This window comes from Micromonospora sp. A200 (genome assembly GCF_029893845.1).
GTDB lineage: Bacteria > Actinomycetota > Actinomycetes > Mycobacteriales > Micromonosporaceae > Micromonospora > Micromonospora purpureochromogenes.
The window spans coordinates 23232-39252 of sequence record NZ_JARXXY010000001.1 but is presented as its reverse complement, the minus strand read 5'-3'; the positions used below and the strand labels follow the sequence as shown (position 1 = coordinate 39252).

Genomic DNA, 16021 nt, shown 5'->3' with positions numbered 1-16021 from the left:
CCGGCTGCGCTAAACGGACATTCGTCGGACGCGACGGGCGGCTCACCCGGTGACGACGAGACGGTCGTCGACGGCCCGTACGCCCGGTGCCGACCAGGCGACCCGCTCCGCCTCGTCCCGCTCAACCCAGGAGCGGACCGTGCCGCCCAGGACGACGGTGTCGCCGGCCAGCTCGACGGTGATCGCCTCGGTGCCGGTCCGACGGCGCAACGCCCGGCGCAGGTCCAGGGCGGTCTGCTCGGCGCTGGGCGGGGCCGACGGCACCACCTCGATCAGGTTGGTCACCCCGCGTACGCCCCGCAGCCGGCGCAGTTCCCGCTCGGCGGTGCGCCGCTGGTAGCCGAACTCCACCTCGCCGCGCAGCATCAGCCAGCCGGCGGAGACCGTCACGTCCAGCCGCTCGGCGGGCACGAAGCTGTCCCACTCCAGCGCCCGCACGGCGGCGAGGGCGAGCTCGCCGTCGTCCTGACCGTCCAGGCCGGGCAGGCGTACCTCGATGTCGTCGGCGACGGCCCGCACGCCTCGTACCCGGTGCGCGCAGCGCTGCGCCGCCCACTTGCGGGCGTAGCTGTCGACCCGGCCGGTCAGGGTGACCACGCCGTCGGCGACGCTCACCCCGATCTCGTGCGGCTGGGCCTGCGGGTCCCAGGCCAGTTCGTCGAGCACGTCGCGCTGGATGTCCGGATCGGTGCGGGTGGCCGCTGCCGTCGTCATGGCGTCCCCTCCCGTGCGGTCGGCTCCTGGCCAGGATGCCGACTCCTCGGGTGAGGCCGGCTCACCCTGACGGGGTGAACCGGCACCGAACCGGCGTCGGGGGCCACGGGGTGCGAAAAAGGCGACGGGTGACGGAGCCAACCCCCTTGGCTCCGCCACCCGCCGCCCCGGAGGAGGCAGGTCTGGTGTTATGACGTCTCGGCGAGCGTCACGGTTGCCTTCGCCTCGGCACCATTTCGCTTGTAGGTCACCTCGACCCGGTCGCCGACCTTGCCGGCCTGCACGGCGCCGACCAGGTCGTTGGAGTCGTTGACCACCTTGTCGCCGAACCGGGTGATCACGTCGCCCCGCTGGATGCCGGCCTTCTCGGCCGCGCTGCCGGGCACGACCGCGGCGACCAGCGCCCCGCCGTCCTCGGCGGCGTTGACGCTCACCCCGAGGGACGGGTGGCTGACCTTCTCGCCGCGCTGGAGCTTCTCGGCGACGTCCTTGGCCTTGTTGCTGGGGATCGCGAAGCCGACTCCGATGTTGCCGCTGCTGCCCTGTCCGGCGGTGGCGATCGCGGTGTTGATGCCGATCACCTCGCCCCGGGTGTTGACCAGCGCGCCGCCGGAGTTGCCGGGGTTGATCGGCGCGTCGGTCTGGAGCAGCCCGGAGATCGAGCTGGCGCCCTGCTGCGGGTTCTGCTGCCCGTTCTCGCCGGCCTGGATGGTCCGGTCCCGGGCGCTGAGGATGCCGGCGGTGACCGAGCCCTGCAGGCCCAGCGGGCTGCCCAGGGCGAGCACCTGGTCGCCGACCTGCATCCCGTCGCTGTCGCCGAACTTCGCGGCCTTCAGGTCGCTGACACCGCTGGCCTTGACCACGGCGAGGTCGGTCTTCGGGTCGGTACCGACGATCTTGGCCTGGGCGGTCTTGCCGTCGGCGAAGACCACCCGGACCGTGTCCCCGGAGGCGGAGGCGACCACGTGGTTGTTGGTCAACACGAAGCCGTCCGCGCTCAGGATCACGCCGGAGCCCTCGCCGTTGCCCGTGATGATGGAGACCACGCTGTCCTGCACGGCGGCGGCGATCTTCGGCAGGTCGGCGCTGTTGATCACCGGCGCGGCCGAGTAGGTGCGGGTGATGCCGCCGGAGTCGCCGTCGACCGCGAGAGCGAGCGCGCCACCGGCGACGCCGGAGCCGAGCATCAGGGCGAAGACCGCCACGCCGGCGCCGACGAACTTGGCCACCTTCGAGGGGCGCGGGCCGGCGGCCCAGGGCGGCACCGGCTGCCCGCCGTGCTGTGGCGGGACCGGCCCACCGGGCCCCTGCGCACCCGGGTAGCCCGCCGTCCAGCCGGACTGCTGCCCGGGCTGGTAGCCGGCCGGGTACTGACCGGCGGACGGGTACGGCTGGTAGCCGGGTCGGTAGGCCTGCTCACCACCGTGCGCCCCGCCCGGGTACGGCGCGGCGGAGGCCTGACCCGCCTGCGGGTACCCGACCGACGGGTACCCGGCACCGGGAGTCTGGCCGGCGTTCGGCGCGGCGGAGGTCTGCCCGGCGCCCGGGTACGGGCCGGCGGAGGTCTGGCCGGCGTACGGGGCGGCCGAGGTCTGGGCGTCCGGCGTGGTGGCGGCGCTCGGCTCGGTGCCGGCCGGCTCCCCCGCGGTGCCGGCGGCGTCGCCCGGGGCGGCCGGGCGAGGTTCGGTGGAGTCGGACTGCCCAGGCTCGACGCGGGACAGCTCGGCGGTGGGGTGCGACGGCTCCGCGTCGGGGGCGGCCGGCCGCCGCTGCGGGTCGGTCTCGAACTCGGTCATGGCTCCACTTTCTCCCGTCGCACTGGCACCAGCCTGGAACCGGCCTGAATGTTTTCTGAAAGTCACTCGTTCTCGCCGTCGGCGTCCGGCAGCAGCGGCAGCCGGACCCGGAAGGTCGCCCCGCCGCCCGGGGTCTCGGCGACCTGCACGGTGCCGTGGTGGGCGGTGACCAGGGCGGCGACGATGGCCAGCCCCAGCCCGGTGCTGGTGATCCCGGTCGCCCGGCGGGTCCGGGCCGCGTCGGCGCGGTAGAAGCGCTCGAACACCCGCTCGGCCTGCTCCGGGGTGAGGCCCGGACCGGTGTCGGCCACCTCGACCACGGCCAGGTTCCCCGGCTCGGCGCGCAGGCGCAGGGTGACCGACGCCTCGGGCGGGGTGTGGGTGAGCGCGTTGGTCATCAGGTTGCCGATGACCTGCCGCAACCGGGCGTCGTCCCCGTGCACCACCAGCGGCCCCGAGCCGGGCTCGATCTCCAGCTCGATCCGCCGGTCGGGGGCGACCACCCGCGCGGCCTGCACGGCGTCGGAGGCGAGCACCGGCAGCTCGATCGGGGCCAGCGAGAGCGGCCGTTCCCGGTCCAGCCGGGCCAGCAGCAGCAGGTCCTCCACCAGCAGCCCCATCCGGGCCGCCTCGTCCTCGATGCGGCGCAGCAGGTCGGCGGTCTGCTCGGGCGCGCGGGCCGCGCCCTGCCGGTACAGCTCGGCGAAGCCCCGGATGGTGGTCAGCGGGGTACGCAGCTCGTGCGAGGCGTCCGCGACGAACTGCCGCATCCGCTCCTCCGAGCGGCGGGCCCGCGCCTCGGAGATCTGCGCGGCGTGTGCCGCGTCCCGGGCGCCGGCCTCGGCCGAGCGGGCGGCGGTCTCCGACGCGGCCCGGGCGGTGAAGGCGGCCTCGATCTGGGCCAGCATCGCGTTCAGCGCGCGGGAGAGCCGGCCCAGCTCGGAGGTCGCGCACTCCTGCCCCTCCTCCGGGTCGGGCACCCGTCTGGTGAGGTCGCCACCGGCGATCGCGGCGGCGGTGCGTTCGATCTCCACCAGCGGCTTGAGGCTGGTCCGCACGATCGCCGCGCCGATCGAGGCGAGCAGGATCAGCACCGCCCCGCCGACCAGGAGGTCTATCCAGACCAGTCGCTTGACGGCCAGGTCGACGTCGGTCAGGTGCTGGCCGAGCGCCAGGACGCGGCCGTTCCCCAGGTCGGTGTAGAGCATCCGCCACCGGGTCTTGCCGTCCTGGGACCGGACGGTGAAGGGTGCGCCCACCTGGTCGGCGAAGCCCTGCACGTCGGACGGCAGCGGCGGCAGCTCCTCCGCACCCAGGCCGGAGTAGCGGGAGGCGGGCCGAACCCCCAGCTCCGGAGAGGCCTGCGCGGCGACGTAGTCAGTGGGGAGACCGACCAGGATCTGGCCGCCCCGGGCCTGGTCGAGCGCGTCGGCCACCTCCATGCTGTCGCCCCGGAGCTGCTCGTCGACCTGGCTGATCAGGTAGTCGCGCAGGAAGTACGTGGTCAGTGAACTGATCACGACCAGCGCCATGGCGACCAGCGTGAGCACCGACGCGACCAGCTTGATCCGCAACGGGACGCTGCGGAGCTTTCCCTTGGCGTCGTGCAGGACGCTCACGCTGTCGGCTTGCGCAGCACGTAGCCCACCCCGCGCAGGGTGTGGATCAGCCGGGGCTGGGTGTTGTCCACCTTGCGGCGCAGGTACGAGATGTAGGACTCGACGATGTTGTCGTCGCCCCGGAAGTCGTAGTTCCAGACGTGGTCGAGGATCTGCGCCTTGCTGAGCACCCGGTTGGCGTTGAGCATCAGGTAGCGCAGCAGCTTGAACTCGGTCGGCGAGAGCTGCACCCGCTGGCCGGCCCGGTGCACCTCGTGGGTCTCCTCGTCCAGCTCCAGGTCGGCGAAGGTGAGCCGGGAGGGGGCGTGCTCGCCGGTGGCCGTACGCCGCAGCACCGCGCGGATCCGGGCGGTCAGCTCCTCCAGGCTGAACGGCTTGGTGACGTAGTCGTCGCCGCCCAGGGTGAGCCCACGGATCTTGTCGTCGGTGGCGTCCCGCGCCGTCAGGAACACCACCGGGGTACGGGTGCCGCCCTCGCGGAGCATCCGGATGACCTCGAAGCCGTCCAGGTCGGGCAGCATCACGTCGAGGACCACGAGGTCGGGACGGTGGTCCTTCGCGGTGCTCAACGCCGCGCTGCCGCTGGTGGCGGTGGCCACGTCGAAGCCGGCGAAGCGCAGGCTGGCGGAGAGCAGTTCGAGGATGTTGGGATCGTCCTCGACCACGAGCAGTCGCGCCTCGGTCTGGGTAGCGGCCATGCCCGCCATCATCCGCGACGCGGCTGCGCCGGCGCTGGACGCTTCCTGAAAAGACCCTGTGAGCCGCGTCAGCGCAGCAGCCGGCGGAGCCCGTCGAGCGCGCCGTCGAGGACCCGGATCGCCGTACGCAACTGGTTGTCGGAGAGTCGGTGCGCCCGGACCAGCCCGCCGACCTCCATGGTGAAGGCGGCCAGCCGCTGGTCGAACTCGGTCAGCAGCGGTGAGGCGGCGGGGGCGGGAGCCGCCGGCGGCACCGGCCGGTCCCAGCGGGCCTGCCGGGTCTGCCGGGCCGCCTCGCGCAGTTCGCGCTTGAGGTCCCGGACCGAGCCGCGAACCTCGGTCTGGATCTCCCCGGCGAGGGTGGAGAGGTCCTGCACCGAGGCGGTGATGTCAGACTCCAGGGTGGCCAGCTCGCCGGCGCGCTGCCGCAGCTCCGCCCGGCCGGCCTCGGTGATCTCGTAGACCTTGCGGCCGCCGGCCGCGGTGTGGGTGACCAGCCCCTCCACCTCCAACCGTTGCAGGCGGGGATAGATCGTGCCGGCGCTCGGGGCGTACAGGCCGAGGAAGCGGTCCTCCAGCAGCCGGATCAGCTCGTAGCCGTGCTTCGGGCCGTCGTCGAGCAGCTTGAGCAGATAGAGCCGGAGCCGCCCGTGACTGAACACGGCGGTCACGGCAGCTCCTCCTGGTCGTCGTCCACCGGACGGGCGAGCAGCGCGATGCTGCCCGACGTCGCGGAGGCCCAGAGCTTACCCTCGCCCGCCCCGAGGACTCCCTCGCTGTCGCGCACCGCGGCCAGCCCCCGGCTGGCCAGCACCTGGGGGAAGCCGCTGGTGATGCGGCCGGAGGCGGTGTGCAGCCGGACGGCGAGGTCGCTGTCCTCCCGGACCCGGACGGTGATCCTGCCGGAGATGGTGCTGAGCCGGATCTCGCTGCGCCGGGGGTTGTCGAAGTCGCAGGTGATCGCGCCGGAGACGGTGTGCGCGCGGACCTGGCCCGGCGCGCTGTCGGCCACGATGACCTCGCCGGAGACGGTCTCCAGGGTGACCTCGCCGGCCACCCCGAGCGCCTCCACCGGACCGGAGACGATCTTCGCGGCGGTGGCGCCGCGCAGCCCCATCAGGGTGATCTGGCCGGAGGTCACGTCGGCCCGGGTCCGCCCGCGCAGCCCGGAGGCGACCAGCGAGCCGTCGATCAGGTTGAGGGTGGCCGCCACGTGGGCGGGGACCGCGACGGAGACGTCGACCCGGGGCCAGCGGGCCAGTGGGCCGACCCACCGGAACACCTGCGACCAGCGGAACTTCCGCTCCTGGACGACGCTGAGCCGGCCGTCGCGGTGCTCGACGTGGATCGGCCGGCCCTCGCCGCCGGCCTGGGTGATGTCGACCCGGGCCGGGCCGTCGGTGGCGACCACGTTGAGCCGACCGCTGATCAGCCGCACGTCGAGTTCGGTGACCGGGTCGTCCAGGGTGAAGCGTCGCGGCTGCTCGACCGTCCAACTGGTCATGGCATCCTCCCCTCGATGCGCACGGCCGGCGGCCCACGCTCGGGAGGAGCGTAACGCGATACATCGCGATAGGACAAGACACGTCGCGAGTCGGGTGCGCGTCAGGCCGCCAGGTCCAGCTCCCTTCCGCCTCTTGAGGCACCGAGGCGACAGGCGGGGATGCGGCGTCCACGCGGCAGCCGCGCGCCCAGGCCGAATATCGCCGAACTGCCGGACGGCGCACGGGTAGCGCACGCGGACAACCCTCTCACTGCACAGATCGTCGATGCGCCTGCGGATGTCGCTACGCTGGAAAAGACGTGGGAGGTCGTGCGGAACGAAGCACTCCCCCGCCGGCGGCCAATCGAGCTGATCAAGGAAGTGGCGAAGTCATGGACGTGATGACCCCGCGGTGGCGGAAGTCGACGAAGTCTGGCGGCAACGGCGGGTCCTGCGTCGAAATTGCCGACAACATGCCGGGGGCCGTCCTGGTGCGCGACACCAAGGATCGGGAGGGCGGCACCCTCAACTTCGACCCGCAGTCGTGGCAGTCCTTCGTGGATCTGGCGAAGCAGATCGGCCCGGTCGGCTGATCTGCTGCGGACCACAGAGAAGGCCCCCCAGCGCGAAGCTGAGGGCTCTTCCCCGTTACCTGACGAGGCGCGCTCCGGTGGCGCACTCCTCGTCGATGCCGGTCGCTCACCAGGACGCCGTGGCCGTGGGGCCATCGCCCACCGTGATCCGCTCGTACGGTGCCTGCGGCCGGCTGCCCTCCGACATGCGGCACTGCCCTTCAGCCACGGCTGCCGCCTCCGACCAGCGGAACCTCCGCTCCTGGACGACGCTGAACCGCCCGTCGCGGTGCCCCACATGGATCGGCCAACCCTCGCCGCAGGGAGACCGTCGCGAGTCGGGTAAGCGTCAGGCCGCCAGGTCCAGCTCCCTTGCGCCTGTCGAGGCACCGAGGTCGGCCGGCGGTGACGCAGCCGTCCACCCGGCAGCCGCCCGGGTCGAATCCGCCGTCCGGAGGAGGCCCGGGCCGCCCGGCGCGGTCACCGGCCGGAGCGCGACGGGCCGGGCCGGCACCAGGTGGACCGCCGACTCGGCGGCCCGGGCCAGCGCCCGCCGGTCCGCGCCCGGGGCCGGGTGCAGGGCCGCGGCGACCCGGACGGTGACCACCAGGTCGCGGGCGGCGAGCACCCGGCGTACCGACCGCCAGAGGGTGTCGTCGCCGAGGAAGGCGGCCGCCGTGGTGGCCTCGCCGGTCGCGGCGCAGCGGTAGCCGACGCGCAGCGGCACCACCGGCGCCCCGGCGTCGATCGCCGCCTGGAACACGGCCGGCCGGAACCCCCGCCCCGGCCGGCAGTCGCCGGCGGTCAGGGTGCCGCACCAGGTCGTACCCTCCGGGAAGACCGCGACCGGGTCACCGGCCCGCAGCGCCCCGGCGATCCGGGCGACGGTCGCCGGCAGCTCGCGGGGCCGGGCCCGGTCGACGAAGAGCGCGCCGCCCGCGCGGGCCAGCACCCCGACCAGCGGCCAGGCCCGGACCTCCCGCTTGGCCAGCATCCGGGCCGGCGCGACGGCCAGCACCGCCAGCACGTCCAGCCAGGAGACGTGGTTGGCGACCAGCAGCGCCCGCCGGCGCGGCGGCCGGCCCCGCACCTCCAGCCGCACCCCGAGGGCGCGCGCCGTCGCCCGCGCCCAGCCGCGCAGTGCGGTCGCGCGCGACGCCGCCGGCAGCACCGGCAGCAGCCCGGCCAGGCCGGCCCCCACCAGCAGCATCCCGAGTACGCCCAGCAGCCGGGCCACCCGCCGGGCGGCGGGCACGGCGGGCACCTGCCCCGACACCGGCAGGCAGTCCGGACCGCAGCCGGAGGTGGGCCGCCACAGCTCGGCGCTCACTCCTGCGCCCCGCCGAGGAAGTGCCGCAGGTAGCGCGGGTTCATCCGGTCCAGGGAGAACAGCACGTAGAAGTCGGCCACCGCGAAGTCCGGGTCGTACGCCGGCTCCCCGGCGACCCAGGCGCCCAGCCGGAGGTAGCCGCGCAGCAGCGGCGGGATCAGCGCCTGCCCGGCGGCGCCGCCCTCGGCGGTGTCCGGCGGGACCGCCCCCGGCTCGGCGAACCAGGGCCGCAGCGGACGGACCCGCAGCAGCGGCGGGGCCAGGTGCCGGGCGCGGGCCCGGGCCCACACCTCGGCGGCGGCCCGGCCCCCGTCGCCGACCGGCACCGAGGCGCAGCCACCCAGCCAGCGGGAGCCGCGCAGGTGCAGGTAGCGGGTGATGCCCGCCCACATCAGGTTGATCACGGCACCCGAACGGTGATCGGGGTGGACGCAGGAGCGGCCGGCCTCCACCAGGACGTCGCGCAGCGGGTCCAGGGAGGTCAGGTCGAACTCGCTCGCGGCGTACCGGCGGTCGGTGCGTCCCGGCGGCAGCAGCCGGTACGTGCCGACCACCGCGCCGGTGCGCTCCTCGCGCACGATCAGGTGGTCGCAGTGGGTGTCGAGGTCGTCGACGTCCAGCCCGGCCCCGCCCGGGCGCAGGGTCGCGCCCAGCTCGGTGGCGAAGACCTCGTGGCGCAGGCGTTGCGCGGCCGCGACCTGGGTGGGGTCGTCGGCGATCAGCAGGGTGTATCCGCTGGTCGTCAGGGGTGCGCCAGCGGCGTGCAGAACGGCCATGCGACCTGTGTAGGTGTCCGGGGTTGCCGGCCGCCCCGGCGAAGGATGTCGATCCGGTGAACGGCGGTCGGCGGTCCGCCCCGAACCGCCGACGCCGGGCTACCTGACCTTCCGCCGGGCCGGCGTGGCAGGCTGCCCGGGCGGACCCGGCGGCGGCGCCGGGCACGACGGAGGTGCGTCGATGATCATCGAGTCCCGGTTCAACGGGCCGCCCGGATCGGGCAACGGCGGATGGAGCGCCGGCGTCTTCGCCGAGGCGTACGGGGGCGACCGGCCGGTCGAGGTGACGCTGCGCCGCCCGCCCCCGCTGGAGACCCCGCTGACCCTGGCCGACGGCGACGTCCTCGACCCGGACGGGCAGCTCGTCGCCCAGGTCCACCCGACCGACGACCCGCCCGCGGCGGTCGCCCCGGTCGACCCGGCGACGGCGGCGGCCGCCTCGGCCGCGTACCCCGGCCTGCGAAACCACCCCTTCCCCGGCTGCTACGTCTGCGGCCCGGACCGCCCGGACGGGCTGCGGATCTTCCCGGGACGGCTGCCGGACGGCCGGACCGCCGCGCCGTTCCGCGCGCCCGACCGGGTGGTGCCCGCCACGGTCTGGGCGGCGCTGGACTGCCCGGGCGGCTGGGCGGTCATCGCCCCGGGCCGGCCGTACGTCCTCGGCCGCGTCGCCGCGGTCGTCGACGCGCTGCCCGGGCCCGGCGACGAGTGCGTGGTGACCGGCGAGCTGGTCAGCGGTGAGGGGCGCAAGGCGGTCGTCCGCACCAGCCTGTACGGGCCGACCGGCGCGCTGCTCGGCCGGGCCCGGGCCACCTGGATCGCGCTGCCCCCGGAACCCGCCTCTCGTCCCTGAGGACGACCGCCTCCTGCGTGAGGTGGAGCCCGGACTACGGACCGCGCCCGATTGACCAGGTTGCGCGCCCTTGCCAGGCTGTGCCCCGGCGCTGTCCGCAACGGCGCCGCACACCGCGGCGCGTGACGCGCCGCCGCACGGGAGGAGCACGATGTCCGACGGGCAGTGGAGCCCCAGCACCGGGACCGGCCAGATCGTGGTGTCCGGACTGACGAAGCACTACAAGAACGTCCGGGCGGTGGACAACCTGTCCTTCACCGTCGAACCGGGGCGGGTGACCGGCTTCCTCGGCCCGAACGGCGCCGGCAAGACCACCACGCTGCGGATGCTGCTGAACCTGGTCACCCCGACCAGCGGCGACGCCACCGTGGACGGGGTCCGCTACGCCGACCTGACCGACCCGCTGCGGCACGTGGGCGCGGTGCTGGAGGCGTCCAGCGCGCACAAGGGCCGCACCGGCCTCAACCACCTGCGGGTGATCTGCGCCGCGGCCGGGCTGCCCCGGCAGCGCGCCGACGAGGCGCTGGCCCTGGTCGGGTTGACCCCGGCCGCCCGGCGCAAGTTCAAGGGCTACTCGCTGGGCATGAAGCAGCGGCTCGGCATCGCCGCCGCGATGCTCGGTGACCCGCGGGTGCTGATCCTGGACGAGCCGGCCAACGGGCTGGACCCGGAGGGCATCCGGTGGATGCGCGGGTTCCTCAAGAGCCTGGCCCAGGAGGGCCGCACGGTGCTGGTCTCCAGCCACCTGCTCTCCGAGATGCAGCTGCTCGCCGACGACGTGGTGATCATCGCCGCCGGCCAGCTGATCCGGCAGGGGCCGGTCGAGCAGGTGATCGGCTCGATGGCCCAGGGCGTGCGGGTGCGGGTACGCACCCCGCAGGCCGACGAGCTCGTCGCCGCGCTGAAGGCGCAGTCGGCCACCGTCACCCCCGACGAGCACGGCGTCCTGCTGGTGGACGGGGCGGACGCCCCGACCGTCGGCCGGGTCGCCCTGGCCGCCGGGGTGGAACTGCACGAACTCACCACGGAACGACCCGACCTGGAACGGGTCTTCCTGGAGCTGACGGCCGGGAAGGCGGGCATCCGATGAACCTGGTCCGAGCCGAACTGCTCAAGATCCGTACGACCAACACGTGGTGGCTGTTCGGCCTCGGCGCGCTGGTCACCCTGGCCCTGGCGTTCCTGGTCAACGCGGTCAACGCGAACCTCAGCCTCAGCGGCCCGCAGGACGTGGAGGGCCTGCCGCGAGAGCAGGCCGAGCAGGTCCTGGCCTCGGCCGACGAGGTCTACCAGGCGGCGAACCTGTTCACCTCGGGGCAGTACTTCGGGCTGCTCTTCGTGCTGCTGCTCGGCATCATCGTGGTGACGAACGAGTTCTACCACCAGACCGCGACGACCACCTTCCTCACCACCCCGCACCGGACGGTGGTGGTCACCGCCAAGCTGGTCGCGGCGGCGCTGATCGGCGCGCTCTTCTGGCTGGTCACCACCGTGCTGACCGTGCCGGCGACGCTGATCTTCTTCGCCGCCAAGGGGTGGGACGCGCACCTGGGCGACTGGGACATCACCCGCGCGATCCTGCTCAACCTGCTGGCGTACGTGCTCTGGGGCGTCTTCGGCGTCGGCTTCGGCGTGCTGATCCGCAGCCAGATCGGGGCGACCATCACCGCCGTGGTGCTCTACCTGGTCGGCACGACGGCGGCGAACCTGATCTTCTTCCTGCTCCAGCAGTGGCTGGAGCAGGACTGGATCGGCAAGCTGGCGGTGATCGTGCCGTCCACCGCGTCCTCGCTGATGATCAGCGGCACCGAACTGCCGGGCAGCCCGCCGCAGTGGGTGGGCGCGGTGGTCCTGATCGCGTACGCCGTGGTGACCTCGGCGGCCGGCAGCCTCATCATGCGGCGCCGCGACATCGCCTGAGCCGGACCCGGGCGACGGCCCCGGTCGGTGGCGGTGACGTCACCGACCGGGGCCGTCGCGTCTATCAGGAGTCGACGCGACACGCAGCGTTTGGCGAACTTCTGGCATCTTCTGTGAAACGGGCCACCCGTCGGAGGCGGAAATGCCTGCGGCATTCCTACGGCGTAGCCTGGGAGCCGTCTCCCGTGCGCCGGTAACCGGGCACGGGTGCCGACCGCGTGACATACGAACCCGCGTGAAAGAGGCGATTACCGGCCGTGTCGACCCAGCAGACTTCGCAGGAGAACCCACTGGCGGGTTTCGGCCCGAACGAGTGGATCGTCGAGGAGATGTACCAGCGCTACCTCGCCGACCCGTCGAGCGTCGACTCGGCCTGGCACGACTTCTTCGCCGACTACCGGCCGGCCCCGGGCGCCGCCACGCCGCGCCCCGCCGAGGAGAAGGCCCCGGCCAAGGCCGCCCCCGCCGAGCCGGCCGGCCAGCCGGAGGCCGCCGTGACCGTGGCGCAGCCGGCCGCCCCCGCCAAGCCGGCCCCCGCCGCCAAGGCCCCCGCCAAGCCGGCGCCGGCCAAGGCCGCCCCGGCCAAGCCGGCCGCCAAGGCGCCGGCGGTGAGCGGTGCGGGCACCACCCCGCTGCGCGGCGTGGCCGCCAAGATCGTGCAGAACATGGACGCCTCGCTGGCGGTGCCGACCGCGACCAGCGTGCGCGCCGTCCCGGCCAAGCTGCTGGTCGACAACCGCATCGTGATCAACAACCACCTCGCCCGCGGGCGCGGTGGCAAGGTCAGCTTCACCCACCTGATCGGGTACGCGCTGGTCCGGGCGCTGGTCGAGCACCCCGAGATGAACAACTCCTTCGCCCAGGTCGACGGCAAGCCGGCGATGGTCCGCCCGGAGCACGTCAACCTGGGCATCGCCATCGACCTGGCCAAGCCGGACGGCTCCCGCAACCTGGTGGTGCCGTCCATCAAGGCCTGCGAGCAGATGGACTTCCGGCAGTTCTGGCAGGCGTACGAGGACGTGGTCCGGCGCGCCCGGCGCAACGAGCTGACCATGGAGGACTACGCCGGCACCACCATCTCGCTGACCAACCCGGGCGGCATCGGCACGGTGCACTCGATCCCCCGCCTGATGCAGGGGCAGAGCGCCATCATCGGCGTCGGCGCGATGGAGTACCCGGCGCCGTACCAGGGCATGAGCGAGACCACCCTGGCCGAGCTGGCGGTCAGCAAGATCATCACGCTGACCAGCACGTACGACCACCGGATCATCCAGGGCGCGCAGTCCGGCGAGTTCCTCAAGGTGATGCACGAGCTGCTGCTCGGCGAGCGGGGCTTCTACGACCAGATCTTCACCTCGCTGCGCATCCCGTACGAGCCGGTGCGCTGGATGCGGGACGTCGCGGTCGACTCCGAGGGCCAGATCAACAAGACCGCGCGGGTGCACGAGCTGATCCACGCGTACCGGGTGCGCGGCCACCTGATGGCCGACACCGACCCGCTGGAGTTCAAGATCCGGAAGCACCCGGACCTGGACGTCCTCCAGCACGGGCTGACCCTGTGGGACCTGGACCGGGTCTTCCCGGTCAACGGCTTCGCCGGCCGGCAGCGGATGAAGCTGCGGGAGATCCTCGGCGTGCTGCGGGACTCGTACTGCCGCCGGGTCGGCATCGAGTACATGCACATCCAGGACCCGGAGGAGCGCCGCTGGATCCAGGAGCGGATCGAGCGCAAGTACGAGAAGCCGCCGGCCGACGAGCAGAAGCACGTGCTCAACCGGCTCAACGCCGCCGAGGCCTTCGAGACCTTCCTGCAGACCAAGTACGTCGGGCAGAAGCGCTTCTCGCTGGAGGGCGGCGAGTCGCTGATCCCGCTGCTCGGCGAGGTGCTGGAGGCCTCCGCCGAGGGCGGGCTGGACGAGGTCGTCATCGGCATGGCCCACCGGGGCCGGCTGAACGTACTGGCCAACATCGTCGGCAAGCCGTACGAGAAGATCTTCTCGGAGTTCGAGGGCCACCTGGACCCGCGCTCCACCCAGGGCTCCGGCGACGTGAAGTACCACCTGGGCCAGAACGGCAAGTTCACCACCCCGGACGGCGACCACGCGGTCAAGGTGTCGCTGGTGGCGAACCCGTCGCACCTGGAGGCCGTGGACCCGGTGCTGGAGGGCATCGTCCGGGCCAAGCAGGACCGGATCGACCTCAAGCTGGAGGGCTACACCGTGCTGCCGCTGGCGGTGCACGGTGACGCCGCCTTCGCCGGCCAGGGCGTGGTCGCCGAGACGCTCAACCTCTCCCAGCTGCGCGGCTACCGCACCGGCGGCACCGTGCACGTGGTGGTCAACAACCAGGTCGGCTTCACCACCGCCCCGGAGTACAGCCGCTCCAGCCTCTACAGCACCGACGTGGCCCGGATGATCCAGGCGCCGATCTTCCACGTCAACGGCGACGACCCCGAGGCCGTGGTCCGGGTCGCCCGGCTGGCCTTCGAGTACCGGCAGGCGTTCAACAAGGACGTCGTGATCGACATGGTCTGCTACCGCCGGCGCGGGCACAACGAGGGCGACGACCCCTCGATGTCCAACCCGGAGATGTACAAGATCATCGACTCGAAGCGCTCGGTCCGCAAGCTCTACACCGAGGAGCTGATCGGGCGGGGTGACATCACCGTGGAGGACGCGGAGGAGCTGCTGCGCGACTACCAGGGGCAGCTGGAGCGGGTCTTCAAGGCCACCCGCGACGCCGCGACCACCCCGCGCAAGCTCAGCCGGCCGCGCCCCGAGGAGGAGCCGGAGCCGCAGGTGGAGACCGCCACCGACGCCGCCGTGGTCAAGGCGATCGGCGAGGCGCACGTCAACCTCCCCGAGGGCTTCACCCCGCACAAGCGGATCCAGCAGCTGCTCGACCGGCGGGCCAAGATGTCCGTCGAGGGCAACATCGACTGGGGCTACGGCGAGATCATCGCGTTCGGCGCGCTGCTGCACGACGGGGTCACCGTCCGGCTCGCCGGGCAGGACTCCCGCCGCGGCACCTTCGTCCAGCGGCACGCCTCGATCGTGGACGCCAAGACCGGCGACGACCACCTGCCGCTGAAGTCGCTCACCGGCGACGGCGAGCGGTCCCGGTTCTTCGTGCACGACTCGCTGCTGTCCGAGTACGCCGCGATGGGCTTCGAGTACGGCTACTCGGTGGAGAACGTCAACGCGCTGGTGTGCTGGGAGGCCCAGTTCGGTGACTTCGTCAACGGCGCCCAGTCGGTGATCGACGAGTTCATCTCCTCCGGCGAGGTGAAGTGGGGCCAGCGCTCCGCGGTCACCCTGCTGCTGCCGCACGGCCACGAGGGCCAGGGCCCGGACCACACGTCGGGTCGCCCGGAGCGGTTCCTCCAGCTCTGCGCGGAGGACAACATGCGGGTGTCCATCCCGACCACCCCGGCGAACTACTTCCACCTGCTGCGTCGCCAGGCCCTGTCGCCGAAGCGCAAGCCGCTGGTGGTGTTCACGCCGAAGTCGCTGCTGCGGCACAAGCTCTGCGTCTCCTCGGTGGAGGACTTCACCACCGGCACCTTCCAGCCGGTGCTGGCCGACACCGCCGCCCCGGCGCCGGAGCAGGTGAAGCGGGTGCTGCTCTGCTCGGGCAAGGTCTACTACGACCTGTTCCAGGCCCGGGCCGAGCGCGGCGTCACCGACACCGTGATCCTCCGGATGGAGCAGCTCTACCCGCTGCCGATCGAGGAGATCCGGGCCGCGCTGGCGCAGTACCCGAACGCCGAGGACTTCGCCTGGGTGCAGGAGGAGCCGGCCAACCAGGGCGCCTGGTCGTTCGTCGCGCTCAACCTGCTGGAGCACCTGGCCGACGTCCGGCTGCGGCGGATCTCCCGCCCGGCCGCGGCGGCCCCGGCGGTCGGCTCGGCCAAGATGCACGAGGTCGAGCAGACCGCGCTGATCGAGGCGGCCCTCCCCCGCCCGTGACCTGACCGCACCGCCGAGACCCGGGGCAGCGCCGTCCGCCGACGGCCCTGCCCCGGTTCCGTCGGCACCCTCCCGACAAGGACGTACGGATGTACTTCACCGACCGTGGCATCGAGGAACTCGTCGAGCGCCGGGCCGACGAGCAGGTCAGCATCGAATGGCTCGCCGAGCGCCTGCGCGACTTCGTCGACCTGAACCCCGAGTTCGAGACCCCGATCGAACGCTTCGCCACCTACCTGGCCCGCCTCGACGACGAGGACGACGAGTAACCCCGGGACCATCCCGTCCGGCC

The 16021-nt window shown here is 73.0% G+C and carries 14 protein-coding genes; 6 read left to right on the top strand and 8 right to left on the bottom strand.

Going from position 1 to position 16021, the window contains the following annotated elements; translation table 11 throughout:
• Window positions 1–42: 42 nt before the first annotated feature.
• The 6 genes from M2302_RS00180 to M2302_RS00155 form a co-directional block, all read right to left on the bottom strand.
• Complete coding sequence (locus M2302_RS00180) at window positions 43–714, bottom strand: BON domain-containing protein (protein WP_280835934.1); 672 nt, start codon at window positions 712–714, stop codon at window positions 43–45.
• Window positions 715–902: 188 nt separating this feature from the next.
• The gene (locus M2302_RS00175; RefSeq protein WP_280835933.1) at window positions 903–2510 is read right to left on the bottom strand and encodes a trypsin-like peptidase domain-containing protein; all 1608 of its coding nucleotides are present in this window, start codon (window positions 2508–2510) and stop codon (window positions 903–905) included.
• Between the two features lie 62 nt (window positions 2511–2572).
• A complete protein-coding gene (locus M2302_RS00170; protein ID WP_280835932.1) occupies window positions 2573–4129 on the bottom strand; it encodes a HAMP domain-containing sensor histidine kinase in 1557 nt (518 codons plus the stop codon).
• On the bottom strand, window positions 4126–4827 hold the full coding sequence (locus tag M2302_RS00165; RefSeq protein ID WP_154942204.1) for a response regulator transcription factor: 702 nt from the start codon (window positions 4825–4827) through the stop codon (window positions 4126–4128). The genes M2302_RS00170 and M2302_RS00165 overlap by 4 nt, the downstream gene beginning before the upstream one ends.
• 68 nt (window positions 4828–4895) lie before the next feature.
• Window positions 4896–5498, bottom strand: a complete 603-nt coding sequence (locus tag M2302_RS00160; protein WP_280835931.1) for a PadR family transcriptional regulator — start codon at window positions 5496–5498, stop codon at window positions 4896–4898.
• Window positions 5495–6331 carry a DUF4097 family beta strand repeat-containing protein gene (locus tag M2302_RS00155; protein WP_280835930.1) on the bottom strand — a complete coding sequence of 279 codons (837 nt, stop codon included), beginning with the start codon at window positions 6329–6331 and terminating at the stop codon, window positions 5495–5497. The genes M2302_RS00160 and M2302_RS00155 overlap by 4 nt, the downstream gene beginning before the upstream one ends.
• Window positions 6332–6711: 380 nt before the next feature.
• Between M2302_RS00155 and M2302_RS00150 the strand changes: the two genes are divergently transcribed.
• The gene (locus M2302_RS00150) at window positions 6712–6903 is read left to right on the top strand and encodes a DUF397 domain-containing protein (RefSeq protein WP_280836228.1); all 192 of its coding nucleotides are present in this window, start codon (window positions 6712–6714) and stop codon (window positions 6901–6903) included.
• A 328-nt stretch (window positions 6904–7231) separates the two neighbouring features.
• On the opposite strand, the gene M2302_RS00145 is transcribed toward M2302_RS00150, so the two are convergent.
• Entirely contained in the window at window positions 7232–8212 is a 981-nt protein-coding gene (locus tag M2302_RS00145; RefSeq protein WP_280835929.1) for a lysophospholipid acyltransferase family protein, read from the bottom strand.
• Complete coding sequence (locus M2302_RS00140; RefSeq protein ID WP_280835928.1) at window positions 8209–8988, bottom strand: GNAT family N-acyltransferase; 780 nt, start codon at window positions 8986–8988, stop codon at window positions 8209–8211. The genes M2302_RS00145 and M2302_RS00140 overlap by 4 nt, the downstream gene beginning before the upstream one ends.
• Window positions 8989–9169: 181 nt before the next feature.
• Between M2302_RS00140 and M2302_RS00135 the strand changes: the two genes are divergently transcribed.
• The 5 genes from M2302_RS00135 (at window position 9170) to M2302_RS00115 (ending at window position 15998) form a co-directional block, all read left to right on the top strand.
• Window positions 9170–9841 (top strand): hypothetical protein, encoded by a 672-nt coding sequence (locus M2302_RS00135; protein WP_280835927.1) that lies wholly within the window; start codon window positions 9170–9172, stop codon window positions 9839–9841.
• A gap of 151 nt (window positions 9842–9992) precedes the next feature.
• Complete coding sequence (locus M2302_RS00130; RefSeq protein ID WP_280835926.1) at window positions 9993–10931, top strand: ATP-binding cassette domain-containing protein; 939 nt, start codon at window positions 9993–9995, stop codon at window positions 10929–10931.
• Entirely contained in the window at window positions 10928–11761 is an 834-nt protein-coding gene (locus tag M2302_RS00125) for an ABC transporter permease subunit (protein ID WP_280835925.1), read from the top strand. The genes M2302_RS00130 and M2302_RS00125 overlap by 4 nt, the downstream gene beginning before the upstream one ends.
• A gap of 257 nt (window positions 11762–12018) precedes the next feature.
• A complete protein-coding gene (locus tag M2302_RS00120) occupies window positions 12019–15729 on the top strand; it encodes a multifunctional oxoglutarate decarboxylase/oxoglutarate dehydrogenase thiamine pyrophosphate-binding subunit/dihydrolipoyllysine-residue succinyltransferase subunit (RefSeq protein WP_280835924.1) in 3711 nt (1236 codons plus the stop codon).
• An 89-nt stretch (window positions 15730–15818) separates the two neighbouring features.
• Window positions 15819–15998 carry a DUF6104 family protein gene (locus M2302_RS00115; RefSeq protein ID WP_088960493.1) on the top strand — a complete coding sequence of 60 codons (180 nt, stop codon included), beginning with the start codon at window positions 15819–15821 and terminating at the stop codon, window positions 15996–15998.
• Window positions 15999–16021 lie beyond the last annotated feature (23 nt).